At 39.6% G+C, this 24,130-nt stretch carries 18 protein-coding genes; 4 read left to right on the top strand and 14 right to left on the bottom strand.

What is annotated here, in order from left to right; translation table 11 throughout:
* Positions 1 to 119: 119 nt before the first annotated feature.
* From DK880_RS04740 to hflX, 6 genes are all read right to left on the bottom strand, one after another.
* A complete protein-coding gene (locus DK880_RS04740; RefSeq protein ID WP_162534229.1) occupies positions 120 to 1,436 on the bottom strand; it encodes a hypothetical protein in 1,317 nt (438 codons plus the stop codon).
* A gap of 348 nt (positions 1,437 to 1,784) precedes the next feature.
* On the bottom strand, positions 1,785 to 2,081 hold the full coding sequence (locus DK880_RS05335) for a hypothetical protein (RefSeq protein ID WP_162534228.1): 297 nt from the start codon (positions 2,079 to 2,081) through the stop codon (positions 1,785 to 1,787).
* 130 nt (positions 2,082 to 2,211) lie between these two features.
* A complete protein-coding gene (locus DK880_RS04730) occupies positions 2,212 to 3,006 on the bottom strand; it encodes a hypothetical protein (protein WP_109997628.1) in 795 nt (264 codons plus the stop codon).
* Positions 3,007 to 3,146: 140 nt separating this feature from the next.
* Entirely contained in the window at positions 3,147 to 4,370 is a 1,224-nt protein-coding gene (locus tag DK880_RS04725; RefSeq protein WP_109997627.1) for a hypothetical protein, read from the bottom strand.
* Between the two features lie 83 nt (positions 4,371 to 4,453).
* Positions 4,454 to 5,587, bottom strand: coding sequence for a hypothetical protein (locus tag DK880_RS04720; RefSeq protein ID WP_162534226.1), 1,134 nt, complete (start codon positions 5,585 to 5,587; stop codon positions 4,454 to 4,456).
* A 423-nt stretch (positions 5,588 to 6,010) separates the two neighbouring features.
* A complete protein-coding gene (gene hflX, locus DK880_RS04715) occupies positions 6,011 to 7,231 on the bottom strand; it encodes a GTPase HflX (protein WP_239302523.1) in 1,221 nt (406 codons plus the stop codon).
* 204 nt (positions 7,232 to 7,435) lie between these two features.
* Here hflX and prmC point away from each other — a divergent pair, with 204 nt between their 5' ends.
* The 3 genes from prmC to gltX all read left to right on the top strand — a co-directional run bounded on the left by prmC (position 7,436) and on the right by gltX (position 10,753).
* Positions 7,436 to 8,320, top strand: a complete 885-nt coding sequence (gene prmC, locus DK880_RS04710; RefSeq protein ID WP_109997625.1) for a peptide chain release factor N(5)-glutamine methyltransferase — start codon at positions 7,436 to 7,438, stop codon at positions 8,318 to 8,320.
* Between the two features lie 80 nt (positions 8,321 to 8,400).
* Positions 8,401 to 9,126 (top strand): hypothetical protein, encoded by a 726-nt coding sequence (locus tag DK880_RS04705; RefSeq protein ID WP_109997624.1) that lies wholly within the window; start codon positions 8,401 to 8,403, stop codon positions 9,124 to 9,126.
* A 94-nt stretch (positions 9,127 to 9,220) separates the two neighbouring features.
* On the top strand, positions 9,221 to 10,753 hold the full coding sequence (gene gltX / locus DK880_RS04700; RefSeq protein WP_109997623.1) for a glutamate--tRNA ligase: 1,533 nt from the start codon (positions 9,221 to 9,223) through the stop codon (positions 10,751 to 10,753).
* A 126-nt stretch (positions 10,754 to 10,879) separates the two neighbouring features.
* Here gltX and DK880_RS04695 read toward each other — a convergent pair whose 3' ends face one another.
* The 3 genes from DK880_RS04695 to DK880_RS04680 all read right to left on the bottom strand — a co-directional run bounded on the left by DK880_RS04695 (position 10,880) and on the right by DK880_RS04680 (position 13,738).
* The gene (locus tag DK880_RS04695; RefSeq protein ID WP_109997622.1) at positions 10,880 to 11,200 is read right to left on the bottom strand and encodes a hypothetical protein; all 321 of its coding nucleotides are present in this window, start codon (positions 11,198 to 11,200) and stop codon (positions 10,880 to 10,882) included.
* 573 nt (positions 11,201 to 11,773) lie between these two features.
* Entirely contained in the window at positions 11,774 to 13,411 is a 1,638-nt protein-coding gene (gene groL / locus DK880_RS04685; protein WP_109997620.1) for a chaperonin GroEL, read from the bottom strand.
* A gap of 48 nt (positions 13,412 to 13,459) precedes the next feature.
* Positions 13,460 to 13,738, bottom strand: a complete 279-nt coding sequence (locus DK880_RS04680; protein WP_109997619.1) for a co-chaperone GroES — start codon at positions 13,736 to 13,738, stop codon at positions 13,460 to 13,462.
* Positions 13,739 to 14,010: 272 nt separating this feature from the next.
* On the opposite strand from DK880_RS04680, the gene DK880_RS04675 reads away from it, so the two are divergent.
* The gene (locus DK880_RS04675; RefSeq protein ID WP_109997618.1) at positions 14,011 to 16,419 is read left to right on the top strand and encodes an alpha-ketoacid dehydrogenase subunit alpha/beta; all 2,409 of its coding nucleotides are present in this window, start codon (positions 14,011 to 14,013) and stop codon (positions 16,417 to 16,419) included.
* 128 nt (positions 16,420 to 16,547) lie between these two features.
* Here the strand turns inward: DK880_RS04675 and rho are convergent, their stop codons facing one another.
* From rho to DK880_RS04650, 5 genes are all read right to left on the bottom strand, one after another.
* The gene (gene rho / locus DK880_RS04670; protein WP_109997617.1) at positions 16,548 to 18,092 is read right to left on the bottom strand and encodes a transcription termination factor Rho; all 1,545 of its coding nucleotides are present in this window, start codon (positions 18,090 to 18,092) and stop codon (positions 16,548 to 16,550) included.
* A gap of 529 nt (positions 18,093 to 18,621) precedes the next feature.
* On the bottom strand, positions 18,622 to 20,160 hold the full coding sequence (locus DK880_RS04665) for a YifB family Mg chelatase-like AAA ATPase (RefSeq protein ID WP_109997616.1): 1,539 nt from the start codon (positions 20,158 to 20,160) through the stop codon (positions 18,622 to 18,624).
* Between the two features lie 17 nt (positions 20,161 to 20,177).
* Positions 20,178 to 21,467 carry a tyrosine--tRNA ligase gene (tyrS, locus tag DK880_RS04660; RefSeq protein WP_109997615.1) on the bottom strand — a complete coding sequence of 430 codons (1,290 nt, stop codon included), beginning with the start codon at positions 21,465 to 21,467 and terminating at the stop codon, positions 20,178 to 20,180.
* A gap of 357 nt (positions 21,468 to 21,824) precedes the next feature.
* Complete coding sequence (ybeY, locus tag DK880_RS04655) at positions 21,825 to 22,259, bottom strand: rRNA maturation RNase YbeY (protein ID WP_109997614.1); 435 nt, start codon at positions 22,257 to 22,259, stop codon at positions 21,825 to 21,827.
* 90 nt (positions 22,260 to 22,349) lie between these two features.
* Entirely contained in the window at positions 22,350 to 23,996 is a 1,647-nt protein-coding gene (locus DK880_RS04650; RefSeq protein ID WP_109997613.1) for an ArnT family glycosyltransferase, read from the bottom strand.
* Positions 23,997 to 24,130: the final 134 nt, after the last annotated feature.

Raw genomic sequence — 24,130 nt, 5'->3', positions numbered from 1 at the left:
ATACAATAATAGGGGCCCTGCTTTAACAGGGGACAAACCTTACCAAGCCTATACATTGTATGTACGCTGCATAGAACTACAGCAAAAGTGTAGTATTTTAGGTAGATACTATACCTATCTTACCGATGTGACTGCTTCTTACTAAGCAACGGATTCCCTCTGCGGGATTGCCCCTGAGTAGGCCTATTTGACTGAGCGCTACTTTCCGCCTTTTGGCCGTCCATGTACAATGAAACGGATCTTTTCTTTCGGTCCGTTCCCTCCTTAGCGCACCTTCTCTCTATTGCTTGCTTTTCTTTCTCAAATTCTTCACTACAAACTTTCGCATAGAGACTGAATATGTCTTTTAAAGGAATATTCAAATCGTTGCATTGTTTTACTATACTTTCAGCTGTTTGCTTGTCCTCTTGATAACGTTTACACTGCTTGTTCTCTATGACATTATTTTCTGCATACTGTATTAAATTTGTTTGGTACCTTTCTTTCTCTTTTTCCAGCCTTGTTTGATTCTTTCTAGCTTCAGTTAAAGTATTATTCAGCGTGTCTATATTAGTCAATCCCAAATTATCGTATTTGCTTTCCAACTCTGTTTGATTTTTTTTAGCTTCAATTAATTTTTTTTCTAAAGAATTTTTTTCTTTTTTCAGATTTCTTATCTCGTTATCCTTACTTTTTATAATAGTATTCAGATTAGTTTGGTTAGCCAGCAGAATTCCCTTGTCTGTTAGACAATCGTTATGCTGATTATTCAGCGTAAAATAGATCTCTTGTGACACTGTCGAATTAGGCTGGCTCTGGAACCCTTGTAGCAAATCCTTTGCTTCCTGCATACAATCCCTTTGGAGAGGACAAGGTGTTGTTGAAGGTGTAATTGTGGATGGACTTGACAAACACGATTGGCCTTCGGGACAGGTTGACTTGACGGTTTTATAAATGGTATAAACTTTATCATGCAAGCTAATACTACAGTCATTATCCTCATTGGTTACACAATATTGCAGATTATCTTGCACCTTTATAAATTCCTTTTTCATATTTATATACCACAATACCATATTCAAGTTTTCCCCATTGTTACCTAAACGATTTTTTTCTGTATTAAAAAGAGTATAAAGCGCTTGCAACGCTGCTTCATCTGATTGTAAGTTTAAATCTCTAATAGAATTTTGACCGTATGTAGTGGTAGGACCTGTTGGTTGTAATACGGACCCAAGCATCAATACCCTTAGGAATGTTCCCCACGTAAATATAGCTGTCCTGTTGCTGTCTCTTTGCCTTCCGCTTCTACTTACCGCGTTACTGCTTGCTGCTGTAAAAGCTGTATGTTTTCTTTTTTCTGCCTTTAGCTGATCGCTTAGCCTACTACAGCCTATAGAGCATAGCATGAAAAAATAACATACGCCATACCTACCTAGTTGAATCATTCTTCTTTTCATATTTATCCACTTTATTTTTATTCAAATTTTAACAAACCGACAACCATTGGAAATGTACAATCTCCCTACATAAACTTATGCTTACCTTAACGCTTTAATCCAGACAAAAATTATTTTATTACTACACTAACTACCTACCCTCTTCAGAAGCTTATCCCCTGAAGTTTCCGTTCTAGATTAAGATATTTATCTCTATATGATGTTAATTTAGTGTTACAAGCTTGCACGTTGTTTTGTATTGCATCAGCTTGTTTTGTATCTGATTTCGATTGCTTCCTTTGCATTTTTAGCTTCTTTACCTCTTCAAGGATTTTAGCTCCTTCCTCTATGTCGCTATTTAATTGCTTTTTAAGGTACGTTTTGATTTCTACTAAGATTTTGACCGTATGTAGTGGTAGGACCTGCTTGTAATACGGACTCAAGCATCAATACCCTTAGGAATGTTCCCCACGTAAATATAGCTGTCCTGTTGCTGTCTCTTTGCCTTCCGCTTCTACTTACCGCGTTACTGCTTGCTGCTGTAAAAGCTGTATGTTTTCTTTTTTGTGCCTCTAGCTGATCGCTTAGCCTACTACAGCCTATAGAGCATAGCATGAAAAAATAACATACGCCATACCTACCTAGTTGAATCATTCTTCTTTTCATATTTATCCACTTTATTTTTATTCAAATTTTAACAAACCGACAACCATTGGAAATGTACAATCTCCCTACATAAACTTATGCTTACCTTAACGCTTTAATCCAGACAAAAATTATTTTATTACCACACTAACTACCTACCCTCTTCAGAAGCTATCCACTGAAGTTGTCGTTCTAGACCACAATATTGCTCTACATATGATTTTAATATAGCGTTATAAGCTTGCACTTTGTTTTGTATTGCACCAGCTTTTGTATCTGATTTCGATTGATTCCTTTGCATTTTTAGCTTCTTTACCTCTTCAAGGATTTTATCTCCCTTTATGATGACCTTCTTTAATTCCTCTTTCCTGTTTTGCACTTCTTGGTAGAGATTCTTTATATCTCCCTTCGTACAACTTCCTGCTACCGCAAGGGCTAGTGATTTTTGTAAGTCTAAACAGATTTTTATCTTTTTATATCTCATGTTAAATCCCGTCCATATCTCGCTTTCCTTTTGCTTTAACTGCTCTATTTCTTTTAGTTTATTCTTTAGCAATTCTAATAAGGGCAATTCTAATAAGGATTGTTTACTTCCTTGACCACTATTTGGGTTCTTACTGCTATGGCTAGAGAGAGACGAACCCCGATTGTTAGGCTTACGCCTCCGTAATAAATTATTATTTTTTTGCAGAACAGTATCAGGGTTATCCTGTTGTTCCTCTTCCGAATAATCATCAGCTGTTTCCATTGCTGTGCCATCATCTAAAATCGAATCATCACCTTGTAATGCCTTAGCTGGGCTAGCAAACTTATGCTGCATCAGCTGTGGTCCTCCTCCCTTATCCTTTGTAGGTGAAATAACAATATTTTCTTTACTGCACGATTTTGCTAACACAACAATATATAATACAACTGCTGTTGCTAAATTTTTGAAATGGGTTCTCATATTTAAAAATTATTTTCTTTCCTATTGAACGAACACAGAATAGAACAATTATTGCGTACAGTTCCAAATTTATTGTAACTGTATTCAAAAGCATTTAAACAGTAGCATCCGCATTATGATCTTTTTAACCTGCCAACTTTCTAAACAAGAAAATCACCACGTACTTCCCTATTACGCCCTTCAATTAACAATAATGCATTCTCTAATTTTTGCTTTTCTCTCGGATAAAGGTCTGATACGTTTTCTAATGAACGCAATACCAGATCTAACTGTGACTCCGCCTCCTCGTTCTCTCTTCTTGATTTTTCTTTGTTACGTATTAATAACATAGATATCCAATTTAATCCGCTCTTTACATATTTTCTTAAAACTTCTTTTTCCTTTGCTCTGTCTTGTATTGTTTCCATTGTACATTTATTGATTTGAGTGTCTAGCTTATTCAGAAAATCATATATTACCCCCCCCTTTGTGTTTGTCTTATAAACCCGATGATAGTTATATCCCGCTACACACCGACCCATACAGCAGTCATAAACTTTAGGAATCAGGTATATACTTACAAGCGATGCTACTGCCCCTCCTCCTACCACTAAACAAGGCGAATACCCCTGCTGCACGTTATGAAAAGCCTCATTTAATGTATGATTCAAAGTCCCTTTTTGCCTACTAGTTAAATTATATATTGAACTATTAACACTATCATACTTATCCTTATACACAGCCTTAAGAACATCACTCTTATTACTCTTATTATAAGAGGATACGCCTAGCGTATAGCTTGCCCCTTCTGGTAAAGATATTAGCTTTGGCCCACACTCTCCCCGCCACTCGGCTGTCATATTAAATAGCATGCTAGTTGAGAAATTCGCTATTTCGCTTGCTGCCCCAACCCATAGTAACGGAAAAAGGTTCTCATAAGCAGAAAAAGAACCATCAAACCAAAATTCTGTGGCTATAGCTATTAGAACCAATGTAGCGATTTGTGTTGCTACCTTGCCCCATTTTATACACTTTGAAGAGCAATACTTAGCAATACTAGCTTCTGGCAGTGAGCCAACTAACGCGGTTATTAAATAGGAAACATTGTTTGCTAAATTTAGTTCCTCATCGCTTTCTAAACTGCCATTACTGTCTTCTGAATAACTGTCCTCGTTTGTTTGAGAGGATGACTCCCCACCATTGGGGCGAGGATTTTCCCCTCTTACATTATTATTTACGCGATTGCAACCCCATAAAGAAACTACAAATAGCCCAATTGCTATTGTACGCATGAAACGTACGTAACCACCATAAGCTGTATAGTTATGCTTAATCATAAAGATAAAGCCTACCAACATATTGTATAACTTTCTTACTTGTTTCATTTGCTCGTTATTTTTTTAGCCTTTAAATTTAAATCGGGTTTTAATATAACCTATCGTATAAACATTCCTATTACATAAAAACGTTATCTATTTGAATCAAATATATATTCAACCATTTGGCGAAACCTAGTGTTTGCTTCTCCTTCTCGTTCTATGTTTCGCAGCAAAGTCAAACACATATTCTTGAATTCTATTTTTTTTTCTGTATCAGAGATGCTTGCTATACGTTTTTTTATCTGGTCTAGCAAAATAATTGAATCAGCTAAAACCTTCTTTTTGTCCTTTTCCTTATCGGATCCCTGCAGATTATTCTCCAACTTTTTACATTGGATTGCTATGTTATGCTTAAGAAGCAATAATGCATCATCGGACAAACAATGCTCTTCTTTCCATTTGTCTAAAAAGTGATAACACTTCTTTAAACCACAAAAAATTATTCTGTTCGATGTATTTGAAAGACCGTTAATTACTGCACCCCTCAATCCGTTCAAACCCCATGGAGGTAGGATAACCCCCGCCGCACCAGCTAAAAAGAATCCCGTTATTCTTCCTCTACCTAAGTCTTGACTAGGGCATGCACGATACCACTTCTGAACTAAAGGATCAAAAATTGTCTCATTTATAAATGGGAAAATACTCCTTGCATCTGAATAATAGTAACTCTTCGTATTCCCATGGTTACAAATCGCTTTTAAAGCACGACTCGCATAGCCAAAATTGATAACTGTAAGGTTACCGCTTGCATCTGTAAGCGCTTTGTCTATTTCCGTATTCTGATCAGAAAGCGGGCAAGCTGGACTTAGACTCCTTAAATAATATACTATTGGAATACCAACTACTGCCAATCCTAGACCACTAGGAATGTTTCTTAATAAAAAATCTTTGATTCCACTTATTATAGCCTGCCATTTACCAGATTTATTTTCTTGTTCTTGCAACCATAATTCTAGAAGCAAGGGGTGCATAATAGCTTCCATTTTTTCCAGTGCATCTAGTTCATTTTTTACAAATTCGTTGTAATATTTTTCAGGCTTACTTCCAACTTCTTCCAATTCCACTAGGATAGCCGTTTCGGAAGATCTCTGTGATCGACTATTTCTTCCCCCTTCCATATCCATTCGATTGCATCCCCATAACACAAAAGAACTCCATGCAACCAATAGAACGCTTATGCCTTTTGTATAGGTAGACCGCATAGCCCTACATTTTGTAACCATAATTCCTTGAATTAGTTTATGAAATAAGAAACTTAAAAACTCTAAAAGGATTATAGTTAATCTTAAGCGAAAAAACAAATTATTGCAATGATTTTTGTTTGCAAATCAATAATCTATATGTAAAAACAATAGTTTAAATAATGTACTGATCAAAAGATACTCTTACAGTACATATATATTATATAATTGATTATCAATAAATTATATAATATCAAATGAGGACATGCGCTACACTATCTTATAAAGCCATCTTCCATGGCTCTATCATTGGCTGTTATAGGCTTCAATGGAGAAAATTGCTATAGCGTCCCTTCCTACCGCTGGACTTGGAAAAAATTTGGAACGCTTCACGCATTCGCATGTTCATCCATGCACAGGAAGCATGCATGGCTTTGCATAGGATGATGAATTTACAACGTAGTATTAAAAACTACTTGGTACATACCTGTTCTGCTGAACATGCGCTACTGCTTTTGCAATGGCTTCTTTTAAAATAGCTACATTCCACTGCTGTAAAACAGAAATAAAAACAGTAGGCAACACAGCAGCGGTATCCTTATATTGCCCCTCTAAGGCACGTAAAGCAACATCCATAGGGGTGACCATAGCTTGCACTGTATCATGCGTATTGTTTTGTACCGGCTGATCTATTGCATCTATCTTATTAAAAACAAACATAGCAGGGATAGCCGCTGCCCCTATCTCCGCCAATGTACCCTTTACAATATTTATTTGTTCTTGAAAATCAGGATAAGATGCATCTACAACATGTAAAAGCAGATCCGCTTCTTTGATTTCTGTTAAGGTAGATTTAAAACATGCTATCAATGTATGCGGTAACTTCCGAATAAACCCTACTGTATCAGCTAGTAAAAAAACATGCTCCTGCAATACTACCTTGCGTACCGTAGTATCTACCGTAGCAAAAGGTTTGTCATCTGCTAAAACAGATGCCTTAGACAAAAGACGCATGATAGTAGATTTACCTACATTGGTATACCCTATCAACGCTACGCGAATCAACTTGCTGCGAAGCTTGCTTCTTGTAATAGATTGCTGCGCTATATGCGCTAATTTCTTGCGTAAGCAATTAATTTTATACTGGATAATCCTTTTGTCTGTTTCTAGCTCTTTCTCACCAGGACCACGCATCCCTGCACTCCCCCCCTTTTGACTCGAAAGATGGGTCCACATCCTTACAAGCCTAGGTAAAAGGTATTGGTATTGCGCTAATTCTACCTGTGCCTTGGCTTGCTTGGTTTGGGCACGCATAGCAAAGATATTAAGAATCAATAAGTTCCTATCTAATATGCAGCAGGATAATGCGCTTTCTAAATTACGTACCTGCGCAAAGGAAAGCTCATCGTCAAAAATGGCATACCCAATATGCTCTGCTTTAATAAAAGCAGCTATCTCTGCTACTTTTCCTTTTCCTACAAAAGTAGCATTATGTGGATGGGGTAACTTTTGTATAAATTTTTTAACTACGGTTAAGCCCCATGTATCTGCCAAAGAAGCAAGCTCTAGAAGATATTCCTCTGCTTTAGCCAATGGCTGATTGCCGGTAACCAACGCAATGAGAACAGCTGTTTTTGCAGGCTCATTGGCCATCTCCTTAGTCTGATGCGGACTGTGTGCTAGCATAGAATGATTCTTTTATTGTTTAGTACCCTACCTTACAACCTTCCCTAGCAAAGTAGATTTTTCCTAGATGAAATCCAAAAAGACAGCACGCCCTTAGTCCTATTTACTTGGACAAGTTTTTAATCGTATATTTATAGGGTATATTAGGTATATCGGTTTATTACCTTGAGGCAATAATGGATAGTAAGGTTCTATAAATATCCCATGCATCTACCATCCTATTGGGCGGCTTTAAAGCAAGAAACCCTCTCCTTACAAAAACTATGCGGTCTACTGTATCAAGCAGTGATACGAACTATACAGCATCAAAGGGAATGTCAGGCCATAGTTAAACAATTGGTAAGTTTTTATTTTCCAATTGATGCAACAGATTTTATACTCGACACGTTTGTAGTTATTACACCTGCTATACAACACAAACTACTAGAAGCGGTAAACAGAATAAACCAACAGGAACCACTCCAATACATCCTAGGATCAGCCTACTTCGCAGGAAACTATTTTAAGGTAACAGCAGACGTATTCATTCCAAGACCAGAAACAGAAGAATGGGTCACCTACTTAGTAAACCGCATAGCAACGCCAGCTGCTATACTAGACTTAGGTACAGGAAGTGGTTGCATCGCCATCACACTGAAACAACAATTTCCACAGGCAAGTGTAGAGGCCTTAGATATCAGCCAAAAAGCATTGGATATTGCGCGCTATAATGCCCAACAATTAGGTGCAGCCGTAAACTTTATGAAGCTGAACATGCTAACAGATGTGCTGCCTTCCTCCTACTGGTCCCTCATGGTTAGCAACCCTCCCTATGTCCGGAAACAAGAAAAAAAACAGATGCTGCCCAATGTATTAAATTATGAACCGCATTTGGCTTTATTTGTAGATGATGCGGATCCTTTGCTATTTTATAAGCATATCAGCTATTTGGCATGGCACCATTTAAGCTTAAACGGTATACTTTGCCTAGAGATCAACGAAACATTAGGTAAGAAAATCGTAGCTTTGCTACAGCAAAGGGGATTTAACCAAATCGCTTTGCACCGAGATATACACGCAAAAGAAAGATGGGTAATAGCAGTACGTTAACCCAACTATACAATAACCCTTGGTAAAATTATTTAACATTTAAATGCATGCTGTACCTACGTGTCCTCTGCTGTTGCTTTTTGACGCATACCCTGATAGGTAGCATTGCCGTTTTAGGAAACACGACCCCTCCTATAGAAAACACGACCCCTCCTATAGGGAATGCTACAAAAACAGAACCTTCCGCCCAAGAAACGGATACGGAAGCAACAGAAGTTCCATTGGTTAAAACAGTCCCTAAAAATGCGATGGAATCCCTACAATCGCTCTTTATTCCCCAAACCATACAAACTGCCCTCTATAGCCCATTGCTACAACATATAGGTATCCGATTGAATTACCTTGGCTTACTATGCTGCATAGGGGAAAAAAAAGGTTATTATGAGGGTGGTGTAGACGTTTATTGCCGAGGTAATATAGCATGCGCCCTGGATATGGGCTATGCACGTTATAGCAAGGATACGTCAACACCACCTACAAAACATACTGTACAACAAGGCTATGCCACAGGCCTATTGCAATATGTAATGCAGCCCAATCCTATTACCCACGCCTATGTTGGTATAGGATATGGGCAGCAGTTTGTAAATAAGGTCCATTGGGCTAAATTAATTTTAGGTTCTGAATGTAAATTATTTAGAAGAATGCCTGCTCTTTATGGCGGTATGCAACTGGGCCTGACGTTTCCATGGAGCCAGCATAGTGCGCAACCTATTGACATGCCTGGCCATATAATCCTACACGGTATAAACCTAGGCTTAACCTTCTACCTAAAATGGAATTGGACTTTCCTAGAAAAAAGATAACTACCGCGTTTATCTTTACCCGTAGTAGGCATGGATAGGCTTTATGCATACGGGATAATTTATGTAAAGAACAATCATAATTCAAGTAAAAAATATGCATCCTACTACAACTGTCCGCTTTGCGCCTAGCCCAACCGGTGCGTTGCACATAGGGGGCATTCGAACATTATTGTACAATTATCTTTTTGCTAAAAAAAAGGGGGGTACGTTTCTATTGCGTATGGAAGATACCGATAAAAAGCGCCTGATTCCTAGTGCAGAGGCATATATTACAGAAAGTTTACACTGGTTAGGTATTGTTCCAGATGCAGGTCCCTTACAAGGAGGGAAATATGGCCCCTACCGGCAATCTGAACGCACAGCGCTTTACCAGCAGTATTTGCAGCCTTTGCTAGCGGGCGGTTATGCCTATTATGCTTTTGATACAGCGGAAGAGCTTGAAGCACTACGCGAGCGTATGCAAGCAGCTAAGGCAACAACGGCTTCCTATAACGCGGTAAGCCGAGGGGTAATGAAAAATTCCTTTACACTGCCTGCATCCATTGTTACAGAATGGATTGCATCGGGAAAACCATATGTAATACGTTTAAAAATGCCCCATAAAGAAACGATACGTTTTTATGATCTCCTCCGTGGTTGGGTAAAAGTAGAGACCGCTACACTGGATGATAAAGTGTTGCTGAAGGCAGATGGACTCCCTACCTATCATTTTGCTAATGTAATAGACGATTACCTGATGCAGGTTACCCATGTTATCCGTGGAGAAGAATGGTTGCCTTCTACCCCTCTGCATGTATTGCTTTACCGTTACTTAGGATGGGAAGCAGCTATGCCTCAATTTGTACACCTCCCCTTGCTATTATCGCCTGATGGAAAAGGTAAATTAAGCAAACGACATGCTGATCAATATGGATTCCCTGTTTTTCCTATTGCTTGGGAGTCGGAAGATCTTACCGTCAAGGAGGGCTTTAGAGAAAAGGGCTATTTGCCAGAGGCAATATGGAACTTCTTAGCTTTACTTGGGTGGAACCCTGGTAACAGCCAAGAAGTTTTCACTAAAGAAGCATTAATAGAGGCATTTTCATTAGAACGATTAGGCAAATCAAGCGTACAATTTGATATAACCAAGGCCAACTGGTTTAACCGGCAACATATACAAAAACAACCAGCGGTACAGTGGGTAGGCTATTTCCAAACAGCAGCTGCTAAGGAGCATATCTATCCCAGTGAAACAGAGGCCATAGCTATTTGTACAGTAGTACAAGAGCGGGTTACCTTCCCAGAAGATTTCTGGAAGGAAGGCAGCTGTTTTTTTCTAGAACCGCTTACCTATGATGCAAACCTGCTCCAACAAAAGTGGAATAAACAAACAGAAGCACTACTTCTTTGCTTCATGCAAGCGCTTGTCCTGCTTACCAAATGGGAGGATTGCACGCTTAAGCAGACCTTGCAATCGGTTATACAGGGACAACCCCTTGCTGCTTTCCTGCCTATATTGCGTATGGCTTTAACAGGACGCAAAACGGGTCCAGACTTAATAGCCATTATGAGATGCATGGGAAAAGAAATTACATATAAACGCATCCATAGCTTCTTAGCACAGATGTCTAACCAAACAGCCAGGTAAACCTACCTATACCTGGCTTTTCCCCTAACGGCTGCAGGCTTTAAACAAAAACAAGGTATCATTTTTAACAGTTCTTTTAAGGACAGATGGAAAGGGTAAGGAAGTGGAATGCTTAACTATTATCTTTTAATCTTTTGGCGTACTAATACAAACTTGTTCTCTTAGCAATGTTTTGTTCTGTTCATCCAAGACAATAATTGTAATGATAAGGGAACCTTTTATTTGCTTCAAATGTATTTCCATATTTTGCATGGCATTCCAAACAGCATAGAGCGAATCAACACATCTTTCCATGGTACAAGAAATCCCCCATTGGCGCATAACACTGGTTACCTCTTCAACTACAAAGCATAAATTTCTCTGCTTATCCCGGTCTGTTGAACCAAGTCGTGTGGTTAACACAAGGAAATTGATCGCATCTGTATGTTCTAACCAGAAATTTTCCACTTAGTTTGTAGTTTTAAATAAATACATTATATATGCAAAAACCAATGATATATACAAATAGTTTAATTCAAGTAAAAAACACTTTCCCAACGACCATAAACAGGGCTTCTCCTTTCGATCTATAAACGCATACACCACAATATAACTGAATTACAATACAAAAACATATAAAAAGCTTCCATAGCAAATGCCGTAATAGCTATGTAGTGGGACACAGCTTAATAGTATGCCGCTTTTGCGTCCTCTGCTACAAAAGATAGCGCCTAAAATAGCAGCTACAACAGCAAAGGTCCTAGGAAATTTCTATAACACTCCTAAGAGGGGCCTGGCAAAACCTTACCCACTAAGCATAATCAGCTTATACCCAGCCCTTGGCATTTTAAGCAAAGATAGAAAGAATTGCAAAAAACTAAGAATTTGTATGCGTTTCGCTTAACGCACGCAGCGAGTAGGGGGCAGACGCTGTTATAAAAAGTCAGAACCATTTAAAATCAGCAGGATAAAATAAAAAACTCCCAGACAACAGCTATTGATTGCCTGGGAAGTATTTTAGGGAAATAGGCGGCAGATGCCTTACATCATACCTCCCATGCCATTGCCCATTGGAGGGGAAGGCATCGCCTTTTCATCCTCAGGATTATCTACTACTACGGCAGCCGTTGTAAGCAGAAGAGATGCAATGGAAGCTGCATTCTCTAAAGCAAGTCTAGTTACCTTTGTAGGATCGATAATCCCTGCCCCATAGAGGTCTTCAAACTGCTCTGTACGTGCATTGTACCCAAAGGAATCTTTCCCTTCTTTAACCCGCTGTACTACTACAGAGGCTTCGCCTCCTGCATTGTCTACAATGGTTCGCAAGGGAGCCTCTAACGCAGAACGCAAGATATTTATACCGGTTCTTTCATCTGCATTGCTCACCGTTAAAGCATCTAATACGCCAGATGTAGCAGCACGCAATAAAGCCACCCCACCACCTGGTACAATACCTTCCTGAACCGCAGCACGCGTAGCATGTAAGGCATCATCTACACGATCTTTCTTTTCTTTCATCTCTACTTCCGTAACTGCACCAATGTATAAGATGGCTACCCCACCAGATAATTTTGCTAAACGTTCCTGTAGCTTTTCTTTATCATACTCAGAGGTAACATGCTCTATTTGCGCTTTAATGGAAGCTATTCTAGCCTCAATGTCTTTTTTGTTACCTGCTCCATTAACAATGACAGTGCTATCCTTATCAATGTTTACTTTTTCAGCGGTACCCAAATCTGTTAAAGAAGCGGTTTCTAGTTTACGTCCTTTTTCTTCAGAAAGCACATTACCTCCTGTCAATATGGCAATATCCTCTAGCATTGCTTTTCTTCTATCCCCAAACCCAGGTGCTTTCACAGCTGCCACACGGAGCAGACCACGCATTTTATTTAAAACAAGGGTTGCCAATGCTTCGCTCTCTATGTCTTCAGCAATACATAGCAATGGCTTGCCACTTTGCGCAACTGCTTCTAAAATAGGAAGCAGATCTTTCATGGTGGAAATCTTCTTATCACAAATCAATATATAGGGATTCGCTAGCTCCACTTCCTGCTTCTCTGTATTGGTTGCAAAATAGGGAGATAAGTAACCGCGATCAAATTCCATCCCTTCTACTACTTTTACTTCCGTTGCGGTACCTTTGGCTTCCTCAACCGTAATAACACCATCCTTCCCTACTTTTTCCATAGCATCTGCAATCATCTTGCCAATCTGGCTATCATTGTTAGCAGAAATAGTAGCTACCTGCTCTATTTCTTTAGAGTTATGGATTTTTTTAGAAGATTCCTGTAGCTTACCAACGACAGCACCCACTGCCTTGTCAATCCCCCGCTTAACATCCATCGGGTTCGCACCAGCTGCTACATTCTTAATACCATGTGTAAAAATAGACTGGGCTAAAAGTGTAGCAGTAGTGGTTCCATCTCCAGCATTATCTGCTGTCTTAGAAGCAACCTCTTTAACCAGTTGCGCACCCATGTTCTCTACAGGATCCTTGAGGGTAATTTCCTTGGCCACTGATACCCCATCTTTTGTAATACTGGGTGCACCAAATTTTTTATCCAAAATTACATTTCTTCCTTTTGGTCCTAATGTAACTTTCACGGCATTAGCCATGGTATCCACACCCTTTTTAAGCTTATCACACGCTTCTGAATCAAAAATTATATTTTTTGCCATTGTATAATGCGTTTTTAAAGTTATAATGAGTTGATTGCTTATTCACGATTAAGAAATAGCATAAATGTCAGATTCTCGCATGATTAAATAAAGCTGGCCATCTATATGTATCTCTGTACCACCATATTTACCATACAATACCTGATCCCCTACCTTAACCGTCATAGGTTCCTCTTTCTTACCGGGACCTACTGCTACCACCTCTCCTTTCTGAGGTTTTTCCTTAGCACTATCAGGGATGATAATACCTCCTGCTGTTTTCTCTTCGGCCGCTGCAGGCGCTACTAGCACCCTATCAGCTAGCGGTTTGATGTTAATTGTACGCATATCTAAATAATAAATTATTGTCTTACTAAGATAACTATAAACACTATAGTAAACAGATACACGCGCTGCTAGTATACCTAACAGCTGTGCATCTCTACTACATCATATTTCATGCCAAACAATGCTGAATGGCTTCCTAACGCCTATCTCTCCCTATGACTGACTAATTGTCAGTTGGACAGAGGAGAGGATATGTTGTACTATAATATATAACCCTGTAAAATTTTTCCTAAATTAATGGCATTTGACAGAGAATACTATCCCAATCCCAAATGAACCTTGTGTTAGCATCCTTAGGGCTTACGTCCACTAAAGTAATAAACGATTACCGTATAGCCTGTGAAAGTAGAGCGGCTAGTTTACTGGCACGCAAAGAAGTCTTTGCTGGAAAAGCCAAATTCGGCATCTTTGGAGATGGGAAAGAGGTCGCCCAATTGGCCATGGCTACCTATTTTCAACCGGGTGATTGGCGCGCTGGTTACTATAGGGACCAAACCTTTATGTTTGCCATCGGTGCCTTAACGCTGCAACAATACTTTGCTCAGCTCTACGCGCATGCTTCCATAACCGCCGATCCAGCCTCCGGTGGTAGAATGATGAATAGCCACTTTGCCACTAGATTCATAGATGAACAGGGCAATTGGCTCCCTCAGCTAACTAGTAAAAACGTCTCCGCTGATCTCTCCTGTACAGCTGCACAGATGCCGCGGTTGTTAGGACTAGCCTATGCTTCTAAACTATACCGCTCTCCTGCTTTCCGTAAGGTTCAAAGCCATTTCTCTTATGAAGGAAATGAGGTGGCTTTTGGTACTATTGGTGACGCTAGTACTTCGGAAGGGATGTTTTTTGAAGCAATAAATGCAGGAGGGGTATTGCAACTGCCTATCTGTATTGCTGTTTGGGACGATGGATATGGTATATCTGTTCCGCAACGTTACCATACAACCAAAGCATCTATCTCCACTGTTTTAGCTGGTTTCCAAAAAAATTCTACCCAACCTGGCTATGAAATATTTGTTGCCAAAGGGTGGGATTATCTGGATTTATGCAGGGTCTATCAACAAGCAGTAGCGATTTGCCGAAAAGAACACCAACCTGTATTGATTCATGTTAAAGAAATGACGCAACCACAGGGGCACTCTACTTCTGGTTCTCATGAGCGCTATAAATCAGCAGCACGCTTAAATTGGGAGAGGAATTACGACTGCATCGTAAAAATGGCTGAGTGGATAGTGGAAGAGGCAATCGCTACGCAAGCAGAAATTGATGCCATACAATTAGAAGCAGAACAAAAAGTAAGGAGCGCACAACAGGCAGCTTGGCACGCCTTATTAGCGGCCTATGAACAAGAAAAACAGCCGCTCATTGCTTTACTGCAAGAAATCATATTGCCCACAACAATAGAAAAGTGTAATCCCTTACCGGCTATTATACAAGATTTAACTACGTTATCCCCTGTACATTATTTAGATATAACCCGGGCTGCCCATAAAGCGCTTTATGTATTGCGCGATGTCCCTTATATAAATAAAAAAAAACTGCATGCTTGGTGGCATAAACATAAAAGGGATAATACAAAAAGGTTTAACAGCAATCTGTATAGTTCTACTAGCTTAGCTGGTTTACATGTAAAAAGCCAACCACCTATTTATACAGACCACCCCTCACAAGTAGATGGCAAGGAAATCCTCAACCGTTGTTTTCATGCTTTATTTGAACGGGACGAGCGTGTTTTTGCGATCGGACAAGATTTAGGAAAAATAGGAGACGTTAACCAAGGTTTTATAGGTATACAAGAACGGTATGGAGCGCTACGTGCAACGGATACAGGGATCCGAGAATGTACCATGATTGGGCAAGGTATTGGCGCTGCTATGCGTGGCTTAAGGCCTATTGTGGAAATACAATACCTAGATTATCTGCCGTATGCTTTACAGATTTTATCAGACGATTTGGCAACGCTACACTATAGAACCAATGGCGGACAGAAGGCACCTATGGTTATCCGTACACGTGGTCACCGTTTAGAGGGCATGTGGCATGCTGGTTCTTACATGGCCAGCATTATCCACGCCTTGCGCGGTATCTATGTGCTGGTTCCGCGTAATATGACACAAGCCGCCGGCTTTTATAATACCATGATGCAAGCAGACGATCCAGCACTAATTGTAGAATGTTTAAATGGGTACCGCCTAAAAGAACCTATGCCTTGTAACCTAGCTGAGGTAACCATACCCATAGGCGTACCAGAAATATTGCGTGCGGGCAGTACTATTACAGTAGTAACCTATGGTGCTATGTGTCAAATTATTTGTGCAGCAGCCACACAGCTTGCTGCTTTAGGTATCGAATGTGAAGTAATCGATGTGCAGACGCTACTACCTTTTGATAGGCACCATCGCATTGTTCAATCGTTAGCCAAAACCCATCGCATTGTTTTTGCTGATGAAGATGTCCCCGGTGGTACTACCGCTTATATGTTGCAACAAGTGTTAGAAGAGCAAGGAGGGTATAACCTATTAGCAATGCCACCGCTCACGATTAGCAGCAAACCCCACCGCCCCGCCTATGGGGATGATGGGAATTATTTTTCTAAACCCAATGTAGAAGAAGTCGTCTCAAAAATTTATGGGATGATGCATCAGATGGATCCTTTTGCTTACCCTTCCATTCTACCCTAAACTTGCCTTTTGTTGCCATCAGGAAAGCAGCGCTTCCCTTTACCGGAATTCCCAAATTATTAGCTTGTGTTATAGTGGCTTGCGATTGCCGCATAAGCTGCGCTTAGGGAGTATTTTAATTGGTAGAATCAATTACTCATAGAAGCCAAGAACTCCTCATTATTTTGTGTCCCACGCATTTTCTTTAAAAGGAAATCCATCGCTTCAATGGCACTCATATCTGCCATTATATTACGAAGTATCCAGATACGTGATAATTCTTCTCTAGACATCAACAACTCTTCCCGTCGGGTACCGGAAGCAGGTACGTCAATAGCTGGATAAATACGCTTATTAGCCAGCTTACGATCCAACTGTAATTCCATATTACCTGTACCTTTGAATTCCTCAAAAATTACCTCATCCATCTTAGAACCTGTATCAATAAGTGCCGTAGCAAGAATCGTAAGCGATCCTCCATGCTCTACATTGCGTGCTGCCCCAAAAAATCGTTGCGGCTTATGCAATGCATTGGCATCAATACCACCAGAAAGTATTTTTCCAGAAGAAGGACTGACGGTATTATGTGCCCGAGCCAATCGCGTAATAGAATCTAGTAAAATTACTACATCACGGCCACATTCTACCATTCTTTTTGCTTTTTCTAAAACAATATTAGAAACTTTCACATGACGCTCTGCTTGCTCATCAAAGGTAGAAGCAATAACTTCTGCCTTTACACTGCGCGACATATCCGTAACCTCTTCCGGCCGTTCTCCAATTAAAAGTACAATCAAATAGACCTCTGGATGGTTGCCAGCAATGGCATTGGCTATCTCTTTTAATAATACGGTTTTACCAGTTTTAGGCTGTGCTACAATCATACCGCGTTGTCCCTTCCCAATAGGAGAGAAAAGATCCATAATACGGGTAGAATATTGTGTAGCCCCATTGGAAATATTTAATTTTTTATTAGGAGAAAGCGGTACAAGATGCTCAAAGGGAATCCGGTTGCGTCCCTCTTCTACCGTTATGCCATTCATGGAAACTACCTTTAAAAGGGCAAAATACTTTTCCCCTTCTTTAGGAGCTCGTATCACTCCATGAACCGTATCCCCTGTTTTTAAATTAAATAATTTGATTTGTGAGGGAGAGACATACACATCATCTGGACTAGCTAAATAATGATAGTCTGAGGAACGTAAGAACCCATAACCATCTTGCATAATCTCTAATACACCTTCCCCTTCAATCGTCGTATCTAAATTATTTAGCCCAGCTGATTCCTTCTTATTTTGCTTGTCATTCAATGTTATGATTCCTTTGGGCTCATTTGTATGAGGCATAGCAGCAGAAGATCGCTCACTTACGCCTTTATCTTCCACCTTTAGGGTTTCTCCTGTTCCGTTATGGGTTACCGATCCATCACTGGCGATTTGTGCCGATTTGGTTCTTAGATAGCTTCTTCTGCCAGCCAATGAGGGGGCATGCCCTTTAACCTGTGTAGGAGGATCAGTAACCCCATTGCTCTTCTTGCGTGATGCATCACTAACAGGAGCTATAGCTTGTTGATCTAATATTTTATAAATCAATTCCTCCTTTGAAAGTGTTTTATAATTCTTCACTTTAAACTTTTCTGCTATTTCGCGTAATTCAGAGAGCAACTTCTGATTAAGCGCTTCGATATTGTACATGATTAAATAGTCTGTATGTTTTGATAAAATCTAGTATACTTATTTTGATGAAATAGGAGCCATCCATAAATCATCTTTTATGATTTTATTAAATAAAAAAATGATTAACAATATCTTTACTATACTGGTAGGATCCTGTACCACTTTTAAGCGTATGAAGCATACAATTCTTTTGGACCCATTCTAACTTTGATTTTACAGCTATATACCTAGAACACAGAAACAATAATGAATCAGTGTATACTATAGCTTATAGAAAATTAAGTTGATTAATAGAAGCAATAACTGGTATAAGTATAATAAGGATGAATAGTAACACAAAATTTTACGTACCTTTACTACGAAAACCCAGTATGAGCAAGTATACAACTATATTTTGAATAAATCAAGTTTTTTACACTTTCTCTGGTTTAAACCTACGCACAGTAATTCGTATTCCGCTCTAGTAATGCATACAGTATACAATAGATTATTTAACTTTTCCCCTTTTAAAAGGGGAGGCCATTGTCTTTTTAAAAATTTACCATATTCAACCACCCCATTCCTTTCGATCTAAGCTACGGTATTGGATTGCTTCTGCCAAATGCATTTCTAATATAGGTTCACTTTCTGCTAGATCAGCAATAGTTCTGGCTACTTTTATAATTCTATCATACGCTCTTGCCGAAAGACCTAATTTTTCCATAGCCACTTGCAATAATTTTTTACCTGCTTGGGGAAGTGGGCAGAATCGTTTAATCATCTGCAGAGACATATGCGCATTGATGTAACCGTGTGGGTAATGCTGAAAACGTTGCCTTTGCATGGTTCTGGCATGTATTACTCGTTCGCGCACCCTACTGCTTGCTTCTCCTTTCTCGTTACTCGTTAACGTTTGAAAAAGCAGAGGGGTGACCTCTACGTGAAGATCTATTCTATCTAATAAGGGTCCGCTAATTTTATTAAGATAACGCTGAACGGCAAGCACACTACATACACATGCTTTGTCAGGATGGTTGTAATAACCACAGGGACAAGGATTCATACTAGCAATAAGCATAATTTTAGCTGGGAATTCAACAGTGCATTTGGCTCTGGCAATAACCACTTTACCCTCTTCGAGCGGTTGGCGCAATACTTCCAATACATTGCGTTTAAATTCTGGCAATTCATCTAAAAACAAAACCCCATGGTGTGCCAAGGAAATTTCCCCAGGAGCGGGAAAGCTACCACCTCCTACCAATGCGACGTCACTAATGGTATGGTGTGGCGCGCGAAAAGGTCTACGCGTTAAAAGTCCACAGGAAGCATCCAAACGACCTATTACAGAATAAATTTTAGTAGTTTCTAGTGCTTCAGCTAAAGTAAATGGGGGAAGAATAGAAGGCAATCGCTTGGCTAGCATCGTTTTGCCTGATCCGGGAGGGCCTATCATCATAACGTTATGGCCACCTGCTGCGGCAATTTCCAATGCCCGCTTTATATTTTCTTGTCCTTGTATATCTGAAAAATCCACCTCATATCCCTTCGCACACGTTTCCAGTAGCTGATCAACCTCTACTGTTATGGGCAGTATGCTGCACTTCCCCTCTAAGAAGGCAATGGCTTCTGTAATATGGCTTATGGCAACGACCTCTAACTGTTCCACCACAGCTGCTTCTGTCCCATTTTTAGCTGGCACAATAATCCCTTTAAAGCCTCTTGCATGGGCTTCTATAGCCATGGGTAAGATGCCCTTCACTGGTCTAAGGCTCCCATCTAAAGCTAACTCACCCATAATAGTATAGGAAGCTAAATGTAATAAATGGCATTGTGCAGAGGCATGTAAAATGGCCAATGCAATAGGTAAATCATAAGCCGACCCTTCCTTCCGTATAGCTGCTGGTGCTAGGTTTACAATCACACGTTGACGGGGCATGGCATAGTGTATCTGTTTTAGTACAGACTCAATGCGATGCTGGCTTTCCTTAATGGCACTATCCGGCAACCCTACCATAAATAAACTGGTTCCGCTTACAATGCTTACCTCTATAGAAATGATGGAAGCATTTACACCATATACGGCACTACTGAAAGATTGCGTAACCATTCTACCTAAACATAACCCTATTCTACTATAATAAGATAATAATTTTTCTTGCCTTTCTGTACCAATAGATAACGGCCATGCAATAAAGGAATGGTCGGTTTCTGATAAGGATCTGTAACCAGCGTCTTATTCACCATGATACCACGTGCATTTATCATGCGTTTTGCATCTGATTTAGAGGCAGTAATCATGCCTTCTGTAGCCATAGATAAAAGGGACATTACGCTATCTACTGTATCCCATACCGTTCGCGCAATAGTAATTTTAGCAATAGCCGCACAAACGGTTAATAAATCAGCCTCATCTAATGCATAAAGCGCTTCTACAGAGGAAGCATTTCCAAAAAGAATAGCAGAACAAGCCATAGCTTTCCTACAGGCTTCCTCTGAATGAACCATAGTAGTTACGATTTTAGCTACTGTTTGCTGCAAAAGACGTGTCTCTGGCTTAGCACAATGGGCTACGATTAGTGTCTCTAGCTCTTCTTTACTACAAAACGAAAAGATTTTAATTAATTTTTCAGCTTCCCCATCCGTGCAATTTAATAAGAATTGATAGAGCGCATAAGGAGAAGTTTTAAGAGGATCCAACCATATATTGGTCCCCGTTGCTGTCTTGCCAAATTTGGATCCATCTGCACGGGTAAGCAATGGAGATGTTATTGCGAAGGCTTGTCCTTGTGCTTTTTTACGAATAAGCTCTATGCCGGTGGTTAGATTTCCCCACTGATCAGCTCCACCCATCTGTAAGGTTACGCCTTGATTGGTATAGAGGTAATAAAAATCAAAACCTTGTAAGAGCTGATAGGCAAATTCTGTATAAGAGATCCCTTTTTCAAGCCGTTTTTTTACACTATCCTTAGACAACATATAGCCCACAGGTATATGCTTCCCTACATCACGCAAAAAAGGTAAAAAAGAAAAATCTTTTAACCAATCCAGGTTATTGAGCAAAACGGCTTTATTGTTCCCATTCGAAAAATCTAAGAACTGTTTCAACTGCTGCCCTATACAAGCTTCATTATAGCGAATTTCTTCTTCTGATAGCAGCATGCGTTCTTGGGCACGCCAAGAGGGATCCCCAATCATAGCTGTAGCCCCTCCTACCACTACAACAGGTTTATGACCTGCTTCTTGGAAGTGCTTGAGCAACATTAAGGTCACTAAATTACCTAAATGTAAGGAAGGAGCAGAAGGATCAAAACCAATGTAACCAGTAACCATACCGCTATTGAGATGCTCCTCTACACCAGGCACCATGTCATGGATCATACCACGCCAGTGTAAATAGGCAACAAAATTTTTCATATAATCTTTTAAAATATGCTATAATTAAATTAAAATAAGGAAATCTAATAAAGCATTGTAAAAAATTAGGCTCCTCCTGGGACGTGTTCAATACCTGCCTTATTTGCGCTATAAATAGGTTGTATCATTCGATTATTCTATTGAATTGCTATTATGCTAGATGTACTTGCGCCCATTACTAAGGTAATGATAAATAAATGTATTATTACTATTAATGTTTCATACCAATAGTAAAGATTTGCCATCTATTCCACGTTCAAGCTGACTTTGGGGGTAGTCTTCCGTTCCACTAGGCACGACACTACAACCCTACGAAGCTATGCGATAGGACTTATCCGTCTTTCTATCGATCGCATCTTAAGTAAGCGTAGAACGTTTGGTTAGATAGTATGCTTCTTTCGCCCGCATTAGTTTTTTTTCGTCTAACGTAGCGTCTTTGTATGTAAGTAAATGCAACAAACCATGTAGCATAACCCTATAAAGCTCTCTTAGAAAAGCTTCTTGATACATTGCTGCATTCTCTTTTATGCGTTCTATACTGATATAAATATCTCCGTAAATGGTTTTTTCTTTTGTAGCATAATCAAATGTAATTACATCGGTCAACGTATCATGATTCAAATAATGCTTATTATAGCCATGTAAATAGGAATCGGAACAAAAAATAAAATTAAGCTGCTCTAAAGCGTAGCCTTCTTGCTCTATAACAGCTTGTAACCATAACGAAATTTCTTTTTTCCGCTTTAGCTTAAAGTTGATATCCTCTGAAAAATAATCAATAGATTGATGCATAAAGGAACATTAACAAAGGGAACAAAGTAGTAGCCGCAGCTAGTAGTTTATTTACAGCAATTTTATAAAACTGCTGTGCGCACGTAAGCGTTATCCTGAAGCAGGTGGCAGCCGCTGGTAAAATGCAAAACAGCCTGGGTTGGATTGGATACAAACTATATCTCTATAAGGTTCCAGAAGCGTTGCATCGCTTTTGTATAAGATAAAAAAGCAAGGTTTATCAATGGGTCCCGTTAAAAGCCATGAAAGATTCGCCTCTTTTAATCCATTTTGCAGTGATTTATGGGTATAGAAATGTGGTGCAGCAGCTTTAAAACCAAGGGGAACCATATACACATCTTGGTCTTGATGGGTCCTACAAAAATCTACAACTGCTTTTTGCGTATAGGATTCTATCTTAGGGGCTATACGGTTTAAAAGTAGGGCCAATACTAGAAGGGGTACACAAACTATGCTCCCAACAAAGCGATACAACTGTTTTTTTACAGCAGCATGCAAAGCTATCCCACTACCTATGAGGTAGCATAGGCCAGGGAGACTATCCCAACAGTTCCATACTACTGCTGTTTCCAATGCATAAAGTATATCTTGATTCAGTATCCAATCTATAAACCATGCTTTGTGCTGCATAAGCCAAGGTAGCAGAAGTAAGCAGCCTCCTACTGTGGTACCCACCCCTATAAAGCTGATTAAGATCCACCGCGGTATAGCACGTTTTTGTTCTATATGCTGGGATAAAAAATCAGCTGCAAAAAAAGTTATAGGGAAATAGGTCATAGAACTATAATGCACAATCTTTGTACCTACCAAAGTAAAAACAAAGAGCACAACTACTCCTACAGCTTGCATAGCAGCCGCAAAATAGGATGTTCGGATCCAATGTTTTCTTTTTAAAAAAAAGGCAATAGCAAAAAGGGAAGAGGGAAAGCAACCGAGAACAAGTACCCAATAGTGGTAATACCAAGCCTGCTGATGCGTCGCAACAGGTTGCTGGTAGAGCATCCAATGGTATGACCAAAATTCCTTTATAAATACGGTTCCATTATGGTAAATCTCTGGAACAAGCCAGCAGGCGAACAGCGTAACGGCTATGAGCAATACGCCTATAAGTTGCTGGAAGGAGAAAGGAATCCCGCTAAACCAAATAGCGGATAAGGCAAATGTAGCAACGGGTATAACAGCACCAATAGGACCCTTAATAAGCAATGCAAGCCCCATACACAGCCCTGCTCCTCCTCTATACAACCAAATTTGCTTACGACCGGTAGCTGTAAAGGATAAAAAATAGAGAGACAGCAACAAACAATAATTCAACCAAGGATCCATAATGGCTGTTTTAAAGTAGAAATGAGGTAAAAAACTACTGCCATACAAGCACATCCATAGCCAACCAAATTTACTATTTTGGTATTTTTTGCCTATGTGGTATAAGGTACAGAGTGTAAGCAACCCACATAACAAATTGGGAAAACGAGCACCTATTTCGTTCATACCCCAAAGGTGCATGCTAGCTGCCTGAATCCAAAAGAAAAGGGGTGGTTTTTCATATAGTGGCTTAAAATGAAAAGTCACCTGGCTATAACGACCTGTAAGCATCATTTCCCTAGTAATCTCAGCAAAATAGAGCTCATCTAAATCAAAAAGCGATACGCTACCGATGCCTAAGGAAAAAATTAGGCCAAAAATAAAAAGTGTACCAATGAGGAATATATAAGATGGCTTTCGAAACAGTTGCATGCTTAACTTTAGGATGAACTTTTAATTACTACTAGCATAAACATAAATTTATAGTAAACTTCTTTTATATTAGCATACGTAGGTATATAACTGCAAGAGAGGATAGGTTATTCCCTTTACTTTAGCAATAGGTT

Source organism: Candidatus Cardinium hertigii (genome assembly GCF_003176915.1).
In the GTDB taxonomy this organism is placed as follows: Bacteria; Bacteroidota; Bacteroidia; order Cytophagales; family Amoebophilaceae; genus Cardinium; species Cardinium hertigii_A.
The sequence above is the reverse complement of the archived record's forward strand: the minus strand, read 5'-3'. Positions and strand labels throughout refer to the sequence as shown.